Source organism: Streptacidiphilus cavernicola, from assembly GCF_042510955.1.
GTDB lineage: Bacteria > Actinomycetota > Actinomycetes > Streptomycetales > Streptomycetaceae > Streptacidiphilus > Streptacidiphilus cavernicola.
In genome coordinates this window covers 228,342-241,584 of the sequence record NZ_JBHFAB010000004.1, presented here as the reverse complement: position 1 = coordinate 241,584, position 13,243 = coordinate 228,342, and the positions used below count along the sequence as shown (strand labels likewise).

Below are 13,243 nucleotides of genomic sequence, written 5' to 3'. Positions count from 1 at the left end.
CGACGACGGCGTACGCGTCCGGGCCGAGCCGTGCGGCGACCGCGAGTTGGGCGTAGGTCTCGGCGTTGGAGAGCAGCGTGGGACGGCCGCGGACGCCCCCGGGGCCGCCGTCGGTGGCCCGGGTCTTCCGGGCGGGCGGGACGGCGGGCAGGCCGGAGAGGCCGCGGATCAGCGCCCCTGACTCGCCCGAGACGAACCGCTCCGGCAGGCAGACGGTCCGGATCGGGCAGGGCAGCGGCGCGGCCGAGTCGGCGCCGCCGCCGCGCTCGCGCTCGGCGACCGCCCGGGGGACCGAGGCCTCGCCGGGGCCTCCCATGGCCACGCCGACCACGATCTCCTCCGCGCCGAAGGCCGCGGCGGCCAGGCAGGCGCCGTCCAGGACCAGGTGCGGCGTCCGGCCGAGCAGCATCCGGTCCTTGGCGCTGGCCGGTTCGCCCTCGGTGGCGTTGACCACCACCACCAGCGGCTGCCCGGTGCGCCCGGCGGTGGCCAGCGCGGCGCGGGCCTTCCGGGCGAACGGGAAGCCGGCCCCGCCGCGCCCGCGCAGGTCGAGCCGTTCCACCAGGTCGAGCAGCGCGGCCCGGCCGAACCGGGGGAGCGGCCCGTGCGCGGCCCGGTGTCGGGGCAGGTCGAGCCGGGCGTCCTGGTCGAGTCCGGCGGTGAGCCGGGCCGGGCCGAGCCGCAGCACGTCAGGGGCGGTCACCAGCCGCCGCCGTGCTCGTGCGGTGCGCGTTCGGGCCGGGTGGTCCAGGCGCCCTGGTAGACGCTGCCGACCGGGGCCGGTTCGAACACCGGGGCGTCGCCGTACGGCGGGGCGCCGTAGGGAGCGGTGCCGTAGGGCGGGGCCTCCCAGGTGAGGGCGCTCCAGGCGGCCCAGGCGCCGCTGTCGTCCAGCCAGTCGGGCACGGCGGGGGCCGGGGAGGGCGCGGGGGCGTAGGGGGTGGCGAACAGGTCGCCGGGCACGGAGAAGCCGTGCGGCGGGGTCTCGGTGAGAGTCGGATGCGGCCGGGCCGTGCCCTCCCCCGACCAGGGCGACGGACCGGGCGCGGGGTAGCCGTAGCCACCGCCGTGCGCGTCGTACCCGCCGTGCGCGTCGTACCCGCCGGGCGCGCTGAACCCGCCGTATCCGCTGTGTGCGCTGTACCCGCTGTGCACGGGCTCGCGGTACTGCGGCTGGTAGGCGGGCTGGTACGGGTACGCCCCGTGCGGAGCACGGTCGTGCTGCGGACCCGGTAGCGGGCTGTCCTCCGCCGGGCCTGCCGGGGCCGTCGGCTCCTCGGCGACCGAGTAGCGGCCGTGCACGGCCAGCGACACCGGCTCCTCCGCGGCCTCGGCCACCCTTGCCCCCGCCACCCTCGCCCGAGCCGCCCCCACCCTCACCCTCGCCCGCGCCGCTCCCGCCCGCGCCGCTCCCGCCCGCGCCGCTCCCGCCCGCGCCGCTCCCGCCCGAGCCGCCCCCACTCCCGCGACCCCCGCGGCCCGCGGCCTCCCGCCGTGCAGGGCGCGGAGCGCTCGGCGGCGGGCCGAGCCGCGTCCCGCCGCGCCCAGCAGGCGGACCAGCAGGGCCAGGCCGACCGCGGCCACGCACAGCCCGTAGCTCCACAGCACCCACACCGCCGCCGCCCGACCCGCCGTCAGACCGTGGGCCAGCGCGATCGGCCAGCAGGCGTACGCGCCGCTGTGCAGCAGCCGCCACAGCCACGGGCGGCGGCTGCCGGCGAACCGGCCGCGCACCGCGCCGGTGGCCGCGGTCAGCACCAGCAGGTCCGCGGCCAGGGTGCCGAGCCCGACCGCGAAGGTCGCGCCCCCGCCGAACGGCAGCAGCGCCGCCAGCGGCGTGGCGTGCTGCTCGGCGACCTTGACCGCGATGTGGACGGCGAGGAACCCCAGCGCCGCCACCGCGGTGGCCCGGTGCACCGACTGGATGGCGACCCGCTGCCGCGGGCTCAGCACCAGCCGGTCGGTGGCGGCGAGGCCGCAGACCACCGCCGCGGTCAGCGAGAGCAGGGTGAAGACCCCGGCGAAGTAGTCCATGAAGGCCATCAGCCGCCCGGCGGTGCCGACCAGCGCGCCGCTCACGCCGGGTCCGCCGGGGCCGCCGCCGAGCGCCCTGACCGAGGTCGCCCCGATGGTCACGGCGGCGCAGACCATGAGGAGGAAGACCGGGAAGGGGAGGGCACGCGGGTGCGCACCGCGCCCGGTGCGCCGGATGTGCCTGGTACGGGCGGTCATCGTCAGCCTCCGACTCGTCCTACGTCCCCCGAATCGTGATGTGGCCGTGATGCTAGCGGGACCCGGGGCCGTCGCCGCCCGGTCCGTGGAAACCCCGTACGGAAATGAGTGCGACGCCGTACGGTCCGCGCACACGGACAACCCGAACTGATGAATATTCAGCTGACGATCCGTCTATTGGCCGCACCAGGCCTCCGGGACGCACCCTCCGCCGCGCACTCTTCATACTACATATGCCGATATGAGGAGATCGTCCATGCGTGGAACCCGCCCCCCGTCCCGCCTCGGCCCGAGGGCCCGTACCGGCGGCACCGCCGCCCTGCTGACGATTCCGCTGCTGCTCGGCGGCCTGGTCGCGGGCGCCCCCGCCGGGGCCGAACCGGCGCGGGTCGCGCTGCCGGGCACCGTCCCGGCCTGGGCCGCGCCCGCGGCGGACCGGGGCGAACTCGCGGGCAGCGTCCCGGTCACCGTGCGCGTCTATCTGGCGGGCCGGGACCGGGCCGGACTGGCGGCGCTGGCGACGGCGGTCTCCGACCCGCGCTCGCCCTCGTACGGCCACTTCCTGACCCCGGCTCAGGTCAGCGCCCGGTTCGGCTCGACCCCGGCGCAGGCCTCGGCGGTCCGCGGCTGGCTCGCCTCGGCCGGGTTCCGGGTGCTGTCGGCCGACCCGCGCTTCCTCACCGTCAGCGGGGACGCCGCCGCCGTGCGCAAGGCCTTCGGCACCCCGCTGCACAGCTACCGCAAGGACGGCAAGACCTACCGGGCGCCGGCCGTCGCGGCCACCGTCCCGGCGTCGATCGCCTCGGCGGTGCTCTCGGTCACCGGCCTGGACGACGCCCCCCACTTCGCCCGCCCCGGCAGCACCGGCCCCGCCGCGAACCCCGCGCCCGCATCCGCCCGTCCCGCGCCCGCCGCGACCCGGCGCGACCTGCTGCCTCCGCCGGGCGCCGCGCTGGCCGTCTCCGGGCCGTTCTCGGCCACCTTCGGCGCCAACCCGGCCACCGGCACTCCCAAGGCGTACGGCAAGGTCCAGCCGTACGCGCTCAGCGGCTACACCGGCGCCCAGCTGCGCCGCGCCTACGGCGCCGACGGCACCGGTCTGGTCGGCACCGGGGTCACCGTCGCCGTGGTGGACGCCTACGACTCGCCGACGCTCGGCGACGACACCGCCGCCTACTCCGCGGCCCACCACGAGGCCCGCTACCGCCCCGGCCAGCTGACCCGGATCGGGCCCGGCGACTGGACCAACACCTATCCCTACGACGCGGACCGGACCCCGGACGGCTGCGGCGCCGCCGACTGGTACGGCGAGCAGACGCTGGACGTGGAGGCGGTGCACGGGATCGCCCCCGACGCCGACATCGTCTACTCCGCCGCGGCCTCCTGCACCGACGACGACCTGGCCGACGCGCTCAGCCGGATCGTGGACCACCGGCTCGCCGACATCGTCAGCAACTCCTGGGGCGAGGCCGAGGACAGCCAGAGCGACCCGGCGGTCGACCCGGTCTACGACGACATCTTCATGCGCGGCGCGGTCGAGGGCATCGGCTTCTACGTGGCCACCGGCGACGACGGCGACTACGCGGCGGCCGAGGGCGCGGGCCGGCAGACCAGCATGCCGGCCTCGCTGCCCTGGGTCACCGCGGTCGGCGGCACCTCGCTGGCCACCACCGCGAACGGCGACTACCGCTTCGAGACCGGCTGGGGCACCGACTCCTCGCCGCTGTCCAAGGACGGGAAGTCCTGGGGCAAGCTGCCCGGGACCTTCTCCTCCGGCGGCGGCGGTGGCACCAGCCGGCGCGTCCCGGAACCGGCGTACCAGCAGGGCGTGGTCCCGACCGCGCTGTCCGGGGCCGACGGCGGGCAGCACAGGGTGCTCCCGGACGTCGCCGCGGTGGGCGACCCCGGCACCGGCTTCCTGGTCGGCCAGACCCAGACCTGGCCGGACGGCACGGTCCACTACGGCGAGTACCGGATCGGCGGCACCTCGCTGGCCACCCCGGTGTTCGCGGCGGTCCAGGCGCTGGCCCAGCAGGCCCAGGGCGGCCGGCCGCTGGGCTTCGCCAACCCCGCGCTCTACCAGCGGCACGGCACCGCCGCGTTCCACGACGTCACCGACAGCCCGCTGGGCGCCGGGACCACCCTGGCGATGGTCCGCACCGACTTCCGCAACGGCTCCGACGCGCACAACGGGCTGCAGACCACCCTGCGGACGATGGGTCATGACAGCTCGCTGCACGCCGTTCCCGGCTTCGACGACGTGACCGGCCTCGGCTCGCCCGCGCCCGGCTACCTGGCCTCCTACCGCCCCGCCCCGGCCGCGCCCACCGGCCCCGGCCGACTCAACGGCGAGCCGGTGCGCTAGCGGGCTGCCCGGCGCGGCGTCGCGCCGGAAGCGGCAGGCGTACGGTCCTGGCACTGCGGTACCCTGTGCCCATGCGATCCGTGCGCCTGCTTCTTAGCCGGCCGCGCTGACCAGTACCGGCAATCGAGCCGGAGTCAGCGTGGCGACCCCTCATGTGAGGGGTCTTTCTGTTTTTCGGAGCAGTCGTCGGCAGCGAGAGCAACCCATGATGGAGTCTGAGGACCGATGAGCGAGACCACACCCGAGGCGCCCGAGGCGTTCCGCTACACCCCCGCGCTGGCCGCGCGGATCGAGGCCGAGTGGCAGGACCGCTGGGAGCGTGAGCGCGTCTTCGACGCCCCCAACCCGGTCGGTTCGCTGGCCGAGGCGGGCACCGACCTGGCCGGTCGTCCGCACGCGTTCATCATGGACATGTTCCCGTACCCCTCCGGCACCGGCCTGCACGTCGGGCACCCGCTGGGCTTCATCGCCACCGACGTCTACGCCCGGCACATGCGGATGACCGGCCACAACGTGCTGCACACCATGGGCTTCGACGCCTTCGGCCTGCCGGCCGAGCAGTACGCGGTGCAGACCGGGACGCACCCCCGGGTGTCCACCGAGGCCGCGATGACGCAGTACCGCAAGCAGCTGCGGCACCTGGGCCTGGGCCACGACTCGCGGCGCTCGATCGCCACCATCGACCCGTCGTACTACAAGTGGACCCAGTGGATCTTCCTGCAGATCTTCAACTCCTGGTACGACCCCGAGGCCGGGGAGCAGGGCGCGGCCCGTCCGATCGGCGAGCTGGTCGCCCGGTTCGAGCGCGGCGAGCAGGCCACCCCGGACGGCCGCCCCTGGTCCGCGCTGAGCGCCTCCGAGCGGGACGAGGTGCTGAGCGACCACCGGCTGGCCTACATCAAGATGGCCCCGGTCAACTGGTGCCCCGGCCTGGGTACCGTGCTGGCCAACGAGGAGGTCACCGCGGACGGCCGCTCCGAGCGCGGCAACTTCCCGGTGTTCAAGGCCAACCTGCGGCAGTGGATGATGCGGATCACCGCCTACGGCGACCGGCTGATCGAGGACCTGGACCTGCTGGACTGGCCCGAGGCGATCAAGCTGCAGCAGCGCAACTGGATCGGCCGCAGCGAGGGCGCCAAGGTCGACTTCGCGGTCACCGGGCACCCGGGCGCCGCGATCACGGTGTTCACCACCCGTCCTGACACCCTGTTCGGCGCCACCTACATGGTGCTGGCGCCGGAGCACGAGCTGGTCGACACCGTGGTCCCGGCCGCCTGGCCGTCGGCCGGGCTGCCGGAGGAGTGGACCGGCGGGCAGGCCACCCCGGCCGAGGCCGTCGCCGCCTACCGCAAGCTGGCCGCGAGCAAGTCCGACATCGAGCGGCAGGCCGACGCCAAGACCAAGACCGGCGTCTTCACCGGCGCCTACGCGACCAACCCGGTCAGCGGCGAGCAGGTCCCGGTGTTCATCGCCGACTACGTGCTGATGGGCTACGGCACCGGCGCGATCATGGCCGTCCCGGCGCACGACGTCCGCGACTTCGCCTTCGCGCGGGCCTTCCGGCTGCCGATCCGCTGCGTGGTCCAGCCCGCCGACGACCGCGGCACCGACACCTCGGCCTGGGACGACGCCTTCGTCTCCTACGACGCGGCGATCGTCAACTCCGCCAACGACAGCGTCTCGCTGGACGGCCTGGGCGTGGTCGACGCCAAGAAGGCGATCACCGACTGGTTGGCCGAGCAGGGCATCGGCGAGGGCACCGTCAACTTCAAGCTGCGCGACTGGCTGTTCAGCCGCCAGCGCTACTGGGGCGAGCCGTTCCCGATCGTCTACGACGAGGACGGCGTGGCGCACCCGCTGCCCGAGTCGATGCTGCCGGTCGAGCTGCCCGAGATCGACGACTACTCGCCGCGCACCTTCGACCCGGAGGACGCGAACACCTCGCCGGAGACCCCGCTGTCCCGCAACGAGGACTGGGTCACCGTCGAGCTGGACCTGGGCCGCGGCGACGGCGTCCGGACTTACCGGCGCGAGACCAACACCATGCCCAACTGGGCCGGCTCCTGCTGGTACGAGCTGCGCTACGTCGACCCGGACAACACCGAGCAGGTGGTCGACCCGGTCAACGAGCGTTACTGGATGGGCCCCGACGCCGCCAAGCCGGCCGGCGGCGTGGACCTGTACGTCGGCGGCGCCGAGCACGCGGTGCTGCACCTGCTGTACGCGCGGTTCTGGCAGAAGGTGCTGTTCGACCTGGGCCACGTCAGCTCCAAGGAGCCGTTCCACCGGCTGTTCAACCAGGGCATGATCCAGGGCCACGTCTACCGCGACGCCCGCGGCATCGCGGTCCCGGCCGCCGAGACCGAGGAGCGGGACGGCGTCTGGTACTACCAGGACCAGCCGGTCAGCCGCGAGCTGGGCAAGATCGGCAAGTCGCTGAAGAACGCGGTCGCCCCCGAGGACGTCACCAGCGAGTACAGCGCCGACACACTGCGGCTGTACGAGATGGCGATGGGCCCGCTGGACGTCTCCCGCCCCTGGGACACCCGCGCGGTGGTCGGCTCGTTCCGCTTCCTGCAGCGGCTGTGGCGCACCATCGTGGACGAGGAGACCGGGGCCGTCGTGGTCACCGACGAGGAGCCGGACGAGGCCACGCTGCGGGCGCTGAACAAGGCGATCGACGGCATCAGGACCGACATGGCCGGGCTGAAGTTCAACACCGCCGTGGCCAAGGCCACCGAGCTGAACAACTTCCTGGTCAAGCGCGGCAGCACGCCCCGGGTGGTGGCCGAGCAGGCGGTGCTGCTGGTCGCGCCGCTGGCCCCGCACATCGCCGAGGAGCTGTGGCAGCGGCTGGGCCACACCGGTTCGCTGACCCACGAGCTGCTGCCCGAGGCCGACCCGGCGTACCTGGTGGACGACACGGTGACCTGCGTGGTCCAGGTCAAGGGCAAGGTCAAGGCGCGGCTGGAGGTGCCGCCGTCGATCGCCGACGCGGAGCTGGAGACGCTGGCGCTGGGCGAGGCAGCGGTGGTCGCGGCGATCGCCGGGGCCGAGGTGCGCAAGGTGATCGTCCGGGCGCCGAAGCTGGTCAACATCGTCGTCTGAGCCCTGAGCTTTCCCTGATCTGTGCCGGATGACCGGTTGTGGCGGTCGGACTGCCGTTCCATGGCGATACCGTGGGACGACGGTCCGACCGTTCGTCGTGTGGTGAGTCGTGTGTGGAGAGGAGAGCCGACGTGGAGGCACTGGCCATCATCCTGGGCATCCTGGTGATCTTCTTCGGCGGCGTGGCGGCGGTCACCGCGCTGGTCGTGGTGAAGACCAAGCGGGCGCTGAACCGGGCCGCGCCGCAGGCCAGGCGGGCCGTGGAGGACGTCGGCATCAAGGCCCGCTCGCTGACCAGGGGCGGTGTGCACGGCAGGGTCGCCGCGCTGCGCAACGAGGTGCGCGGGGCGCTGGCGGCGTCCCGGCGGGTACTGGAGGCCGGAGCCCCCGGCGACCCGCAGCTGGTCGAGGCGCTGAACCTGCTCAACCGGCTCGACGCGCACGCCAACGAGCTGGACGCGGAACTGCGGCTGCTGGAGCGCGAGCCGGACACGTCCAGGGTGGAGTCCCGCTTCGCGCACGCCAAGGAGCGCGGCGAGCGGATCGTGCACCTGGCCTCGTCGCTGCGCTGGGCCGCGCAGGACCGGCAGCACCGTTTCAGCGACGACGACCTGGCCAGGCTCGGCGAGGAGTGCGAGGCGGAGGCGGGCGCGCTGCGGCACTGGACGCCCGCCGCGGTGGAGTCCGACCCGCTGCGCAAGGGCTGACACCCAGCGTTGTTCGCGGTGTCACCTGGGCTTTGTCCCCCTGTCCCTCACCTTCCCCGACAGGTAATCTCCCGGACATGCCCGTCATGCTGGTCACCGACTCCACCGCCTATCTCTCCGACGAGGCGGTCGCCCGCCACGGGGTGGACGTGGTGCCGCTGAGCGTGGTGATGGGCGACCAGGACCTGGAGGAGGGCGTCGCGGTGACGCCGCAGGACGTCGCCGCCGCCCTGCAGCGCAAGGTGCACCTCACCACCTCGCGCCCGAGCCCCGAGGCCTTCGCCGCCGCCTACCGCGCGGCGGCCGGCCGGGGGGCCACCGGGATCGTCTCGCTGCACCTCTCGTCCGAACTGTCCGGGACGTACGAGGCGGCGCTGCTCGCGGCCGAGGACGCGCCGGTGCCGGTGCGGGTGGTGGACACCAGGATGGTCGCCATGGCGCTGGGCTACCCGGTGCTGACGGCGGCTCGGACCGCCCAGGCGGGCGGCAGCCTGGACGAGGTGGTGGCCGCCGCCGAGAAGCGGGCCGCCGCCACCGCCGGCTTCTTCTACGTCGACACCCTGGAGTACCTGCGCCGGGGCGGCCGGATCGGCGCGGCACGGGCGATGCTGGGCTCCGCGCTCGCGGTGAAGCCGCTGCTGCACCTGGCCGAGGGCCGGATCCAGCCGCTGGAGAAGGTGCGGACCTCCAGCCGGGCCATCGCCCGGCTGGAGGAGCTCGCCATCGCGCAGGCCGGAACGGGCGAGGTGGACCTCGCGGTGCACCACCTGGCGGCGGAGGAGGGCGCGCTGCTGCTCGCCGAGCGGCTCCGCGAGCGGGTCCCGGGGCTGGGGGAGCTGTACGTGGGGGAGGTGGGCGCGGTGATCGGCGCACACGTCGGACCCGGGCTGCTGGCGGTCGTGGTGTCACCGCGCTGACGTGGTGCCACGTGGTGCCACGTGATACCACGTGGTACCGACTCTTTCGGGTGACGGAGTTGTGCACACCCTCTGAGTTCTCCACAGGGCGTCAGATGCCGCTCGGAGCAGGGGTTTCCCGGGTCTAGCGTCGGCGGCATGAGAACAGTGCAGCCCGGCCCGCCCCGGGATTCCATGGACGACCTGGTCCGCCGCCGAATGGACACGCTGTTCGGCCCGGAACCCCCGCACCCGTCGCCGTTCCCTCCGGCGCAGCCGGAGCACCCGTCTCCTCCGGCCTACCCGGAGGCCGCCCACGCGCCCGTGTACCTGGAACGCGCCCACCCGCCCGGGTACCCGGAGACCGCTTACGCGCCCCCGTACCCGGAACGGCCCTACGGGCGGGACCGCGCCGACGCTTTCGCCCGCCCCGAGCCGGATACCCCCGTCCCCGCGCTGCCCCGGCAGGTGCGGGTGGCCCCGCCTGCCCCGCCGTCCCCGCCCCGGGCCGACCCGGCACCGCCGGACCCGGTCGAGCCGGGTCCCGGGGCGCTCGATCGTGCCCATCTCCATCCCCGGCCCCGGCCCCACCCCCGCTCCCGCCGCTCGCTGGTCGACCGCCTCCGCGCGCTGCTGCCGCTGGCCGTGCAGGAGCGGTTCGACCTGGACCGGCGGGCGGTCACGGGCCTGTCGGTACTGCTGGTGCTCGCGCTCGGCTACGGCGTCCAGCACTTCTGGGCCGGACGCCCGGTCCCGGTCGCCGTACCCGCGGCCGAGGCGGCCGGGAGCATCGGTACCGCCGGTACCGCCGGGATGGCGGTGTCGTCGGCCGTCACCGCAGGCCCGACCGTACGCGCGGTCGGAACCGCCGCGGCCGTTGGTGGGACGGCCGGGCCGACCGGGCCCGCCGTGGTGGTCGATGTCGCGGGCCGGGTGCACGCTCCCGGCGTGCGGACGCTGCGCCCCGGTTCGCGGGTCCAGGACGCGCTGCGGGCCGCCGGGGGAGCGCTGAAGGGCACTGACCTGACCGGGCTCAACCTGGCCAGGATCGTCAACGACGGCGAGGAGATCGTCGTCGGCGCCCCGGCCGTCGCTGCCGTTCCCGGCGCCGCGCCCGGTTCCTCCGGCGGCTCGGCCGGGGGCAGCCCGCTGAGCCTGAACTCCGCCACCGCCGAGCAGCTCGACGCGCTGCCGGGGTTGGGACCGGTCCTGGTCCAGCGCATCATCCAGTACCGGGAGCAGCACGGCGGATTCCAGTCGGTCGACCAACTCGGCCAGATCAGCGGGTTCGGCGCACGCCGACTCAAGGACCTGCACCCCCTCCTCCGCCCATGACGCCCCGCCCCTCAGCCGCAGGCCCGAGCCCGGCCGACCGGCACAGCAACGCCCCTGCCCCCGTCCCCACCTCCGCCGCGCCGGTTCCTGCCCCTGCCTCCGCCGCGCCCACCACCCCTGCCCCTGTCTCCACCATCTCTGCCAGCTCCGTCCACACGCCTGCCCCTGCCACCTCCACCTCCACCCCCGTCCCCGTCCCCGCCCCTGCCGCTCCCGCGGCCCACCCGCCGAAGGACCTGCGCCTGGTCGCCCCCGCCGTCACCGTCTGGGCCGTCTCCGCCGCGCTGCTGGGCCTCGGCCCGGCCCGTACGCCCTGGGTGTGGTTCGGTGCGGCCCTCGCCCTGGCCGTCGCCCTGCCGCTGTTCGCCCGAGGTCGCCGCCCGCTGCACCGCTCGCTGGCCGGGCTCCTGCTGAGCGCCGGTGCCGCGGCGGCCGCGACCACCCTGGCCGGGGCCGACCTGCACCGCGGTCCGCTGCCCGGTCTGGCGCGTCGTCAGGCCACGGTCACCGTCGAACTGACCGTCAGCGGCGACCCCCGTCCCGGCCACCCGGGCACGGTGGCCTACGCGGTCCTCCGGGCCGTCGTCGACCGGGTGGACGCGACCGCGGTGCGGACCCCGGTGACGGTGATCGCACAGGGCCCGGCTGCCGCGCGCTGGCTCACCCTGCTGCCCTCGACCAGGCTCAGCGTGCAGGGCCGGCTGCGCGCCGCCGATCCCGGCGGCGACATCGCGGCGCTGCTGCTGACCCGTGGTCCGCCGGAGCTGCTGGCCCCGCCCGGCCTGGCCCAGCGGGCCGCAGGAGCGCTGCGGGAGGGGCTGCGGCAGGCCACCGACCCCCTGCCCGCGGACTCCAGGGCGCTGCTGCCGGGGCTGGTGGTGGGCGACACCAGCCGGATGCCCAGCGACTTGGAGGAGGCCTTCCTCGCCACCGACCTGGCGCATGTGACGGCAGTCTCCGGGGCGAACCTGAGCGTGGTCCTGGTCCTGCTGATCGGCGCGGCCTCGCGCTCCCGCACCCCGGAGCGCGGCGGTCTCGCCGCCGGCCTCGGGCTGCCGCTGCGGCTCACCGCGGTCGCCGGGGCGCTGCTGACCGTCGGCTTCGTGGTGCTCTGCCGACCCGATCCCAGCGTGCTGCGGGCGGCGGGCACCGGGCTGGTGATACTGCTGGCGCTGGCCACCGGGCGGCGGGCCGCGGCCCTGTCCGCGCTCAGCGGGGCCACCCTGCTGCTGATGCTGGTCGATCCCTGGCTGGCCCGTTCCTACGGCTTCGCGCTGTCCGCGCTCGCCACCGCGGGCATCCTGCTGCTCGGCCCGCGCTGGGCCGAGGCCCTGGCGGCCCGGGGCTGGCCGGAACGGATCGCCGAGGCGGTCGGCTGCGCGGCGTCCGCCCAGGCCATGTGCGGTCCGCTGCTGGTGTTCAAGGCGGCCAGGGTCAGCCTGGTCGCGATCCCCTGCAATCTGCTGGCCGAGGCCGCGGTGGCCCCGGCCACCCTGCTCGGCTTCGCCGCGCTGGCGGCGGCGCAGCTGTCGATGCCGGTCGCGGTGCTGCTGGCCCGGCTGGCGGCGGTGCCGACCGGCTGGCTGATCCTGCTCGCCCGCCGGGCCGCGGACCTGCCGGGGGCGGAGCTGGCCTGGCCCGGCGGGCTGGGCGGCGCGCTGCTGCTGATCGCGGTGACCTGCGCCGCGGTGGCCTGCCTGCCGGTGCTGCGGCACCGCTTCGTCGCGGTCGGCCTGGTCCTGGCACTGCTCGCGCTGCTGCTGCGACCGGCCCCGCTGACCCGTCTGGTCACCGGCTGGCCGCCGCCGCACTGGCGGGTGGTCGCCTGCGACGTGGGCCAGGGCGACGCCCTGGTCGTCTCCTCGGGCACGGACCCCGGCACCGCCCTGGTGATCGACGCCGGGCCCGACCCGCACACCGTCGACCAGTGCCTGCGCCGCCTGGGGGTGACCAGGATCCCGCTGCTCCTGCTGACGCACGATCACGCCGACCACGCCGAGGGCCTGCCCGGCGTGCTGCACGACCGGGAGGTCGGAGCCGTCGAGACCACCCCGGACCAGGACCCGCCGGGGGAGTGGGCCAGGATCCGGCGCTGGGCGGGCGAGGCGCACGTGCCGCTGCTGCAGGCCGTCCCCGGCGAGCGCCGCAGCCTGGGCGACCTGCACTGGCAGGTGCTCTGGCCGGAGGCGCCGCTGGACGACACCACCCCCGGCCCCAACAACGCCAGCGTTGCTCTGCTGATCACCACCCCGCAGCTGCGGATGGCCTTCCTCGGCGACCTGGAACCACCGGCCCAGGCCCGGCTGCTGGCACACCTCGACGACTATCCCGGGCTGCGCCGGGTGGACGTGCTCAAGGTCGCCCACCACGGCTCGGCCAACCAGGACGCCGACCTGGTCCGAGCGCTGGCCCCGCGCCTGGCGCTGATCTCCTGCGGCCTGGGCAACAGCTACGGCCACCCGGCCGCGGTGACGCTCCGTCTGCTCCGCTCGGTCGGCAGCACCGTGCTGCGCACCGACCAGCAGGGCGACCTCGCCGTCCTCGACAACGCCGGCCGCATCTCCTTCGCCACTCGTCCCCGCTGACCCACCGTCCCCGAT

The 13,243-nt window shown here is 75.1% G+C and carries 7 protein-coding genes and 1 pseudogene; 6 read left to right on the top strand and 2 right to left on the bottom strand.

The window, feature by feature from the left end; all coding sequences use genetic code 11:
* Positions 1-103: 103 nt before the first annotated feature.
* A pseudogene (locus ACEZDE_RS07425) lies at positions 104-562 on the bottom strand (oxidoreductase); the annotation flags it as partial.
* A 137-nt stretch (positions 563-699) separates the two neighbouring features.
* Entirely contained in the window at positions 700-2,232 is a 1,533-nt protein-coding gene (locus tag ACEZDE_RS07420; RefSeq protein ID WP_380533727.1) for a hypothetical protein, read from the bottom strand.
* Between the two features lie 256 nt (positions 2,233-2,488).
* Between ACEZDE_RS07420 and ACEZDE_RS07415 the strand changes: the two genes are divergently transcribed.
* The 6 genes from ACEZDE_RS07415 (at position 2,489) to ACEZDE_RS07390 (ending at position 13,228) form a co-directional block, all read left to right on the top strand.
* Positions 2,489-4,597 carry a S53 family peptidase gene (locus ACEZDE_RS07415; RefSeq protein ID WP_380533725.1) on the top strand — a complete coding sequence of 703 codons (2,109 nt, stop codon included), beginning with the start codon at positions 2,489-2,491 and terminating at the stop codon, positions 4,595-4,597.
* A gap of 225 nt (positions 4,598-4,822) precedes the next feature.
* Positions 4,823-7,705 (top strand): leucine--tRNA ligase, encoded by a 2,883-nt coding sequence (gene leuS, locus ACEZDE_RS07410; RefSeq protein WP_380533723.1) that lies wholly within the window; start codon positions 4,823-4,825, stop codon positions 7,703-7,705.
* A gap of 131 nt (positions 7,706-7,836) precedes the next feature.
* A complete protein-coding gene (locus tag ACEZDE_RS07405) occupies positions 7,837-8,412 on the top strand; it encodes a hypothetical protein (protein ID WP_380533722.1) in 576 nt (191 codons plus the stop codon).
* A gap of 77 nt (positions 8,413-8,489) precedes the next feature.
* Positions 8,490-9,329, top strand: coding sequence for a DegV family protein (locus ACEZDE_RS07400; protein WP_380533720.1), 840 nt, complete (start codon positions 8,490-8,492; stop codon positions 9,327-9,329).
* A 138-nt stretch (positions 9,330-9,467) separates the two neighbouring features.
* Entirely contained in the window at positions 9,468-10,643 is a 1,176-nt protein-coding gene (locus ACEZDE_RS07395; RefSeq protein WP_380533718.1) for a helix-hairpin-helix domain-containing protein, read from the top strand.
* Entirely contained in the window at positions 10,640-13,228 is a 2,589-nt protein-coding gene (locus ACEZDE_RS07390) for a ComEC/Rec2 family competence protein (protein ID WP_380533717.1), read from the top strand. Before ACEZDE_RS07395 ends, ACEZDE_RS07390 begins: the two co-directional genes overlap by 4 nt.
* Positions 13,229-13,243: the final 15 nt, after the last annotated feature.

Excerpts from the sequence above, each read along its gene's own strand:
- ACEZDE_RS07420 (WP_380533727.1), bottom strand. The coding sequence starts at position 2,232 with ATGACCGCCCGTACCAGGCACATCCGGCGCACCGGGCGCGGTGCGCAC.
- leuS (WP_380533723.1), top strand. The coding sequence starts at position 4,823 with ATGAGCGAGACCACACCCGAGGCGCCCGAGGCGTTCCGCTACACCCCC.
- ACEZDE_RS07400 (WP_380533720.1), top strand. The coding sequence starts at position 8,490 with ATGCCCGTCATGCTGGTCACCGACTCCACCGCCTATCTCTCCGACGAG.
- ACEZDE_RS07395 (WP_380533718.1), top strand. The coding sequence starts at position 9,468 with ATGAGAACAGTGCAGCCCGGCCCGCCCCGGGATTCCATGGACGACCTG.
- ACEZDE_RS07415 (WP_380533725.1), top strand. The coding sequence starts at position 2,489 with ATGCGTGGAACCCGCCCCCCGTCCCGCCTCGGCCCGAGGGCCCGTACC.
- ACEZDE_RS07390 (WP_380533717.1), top strand. The coding sequence starts at position 10,640 with ATGACGCCCCGCCCCTCAGCCGCAGGCCCGAGCCCGGCCGACCGGCAC.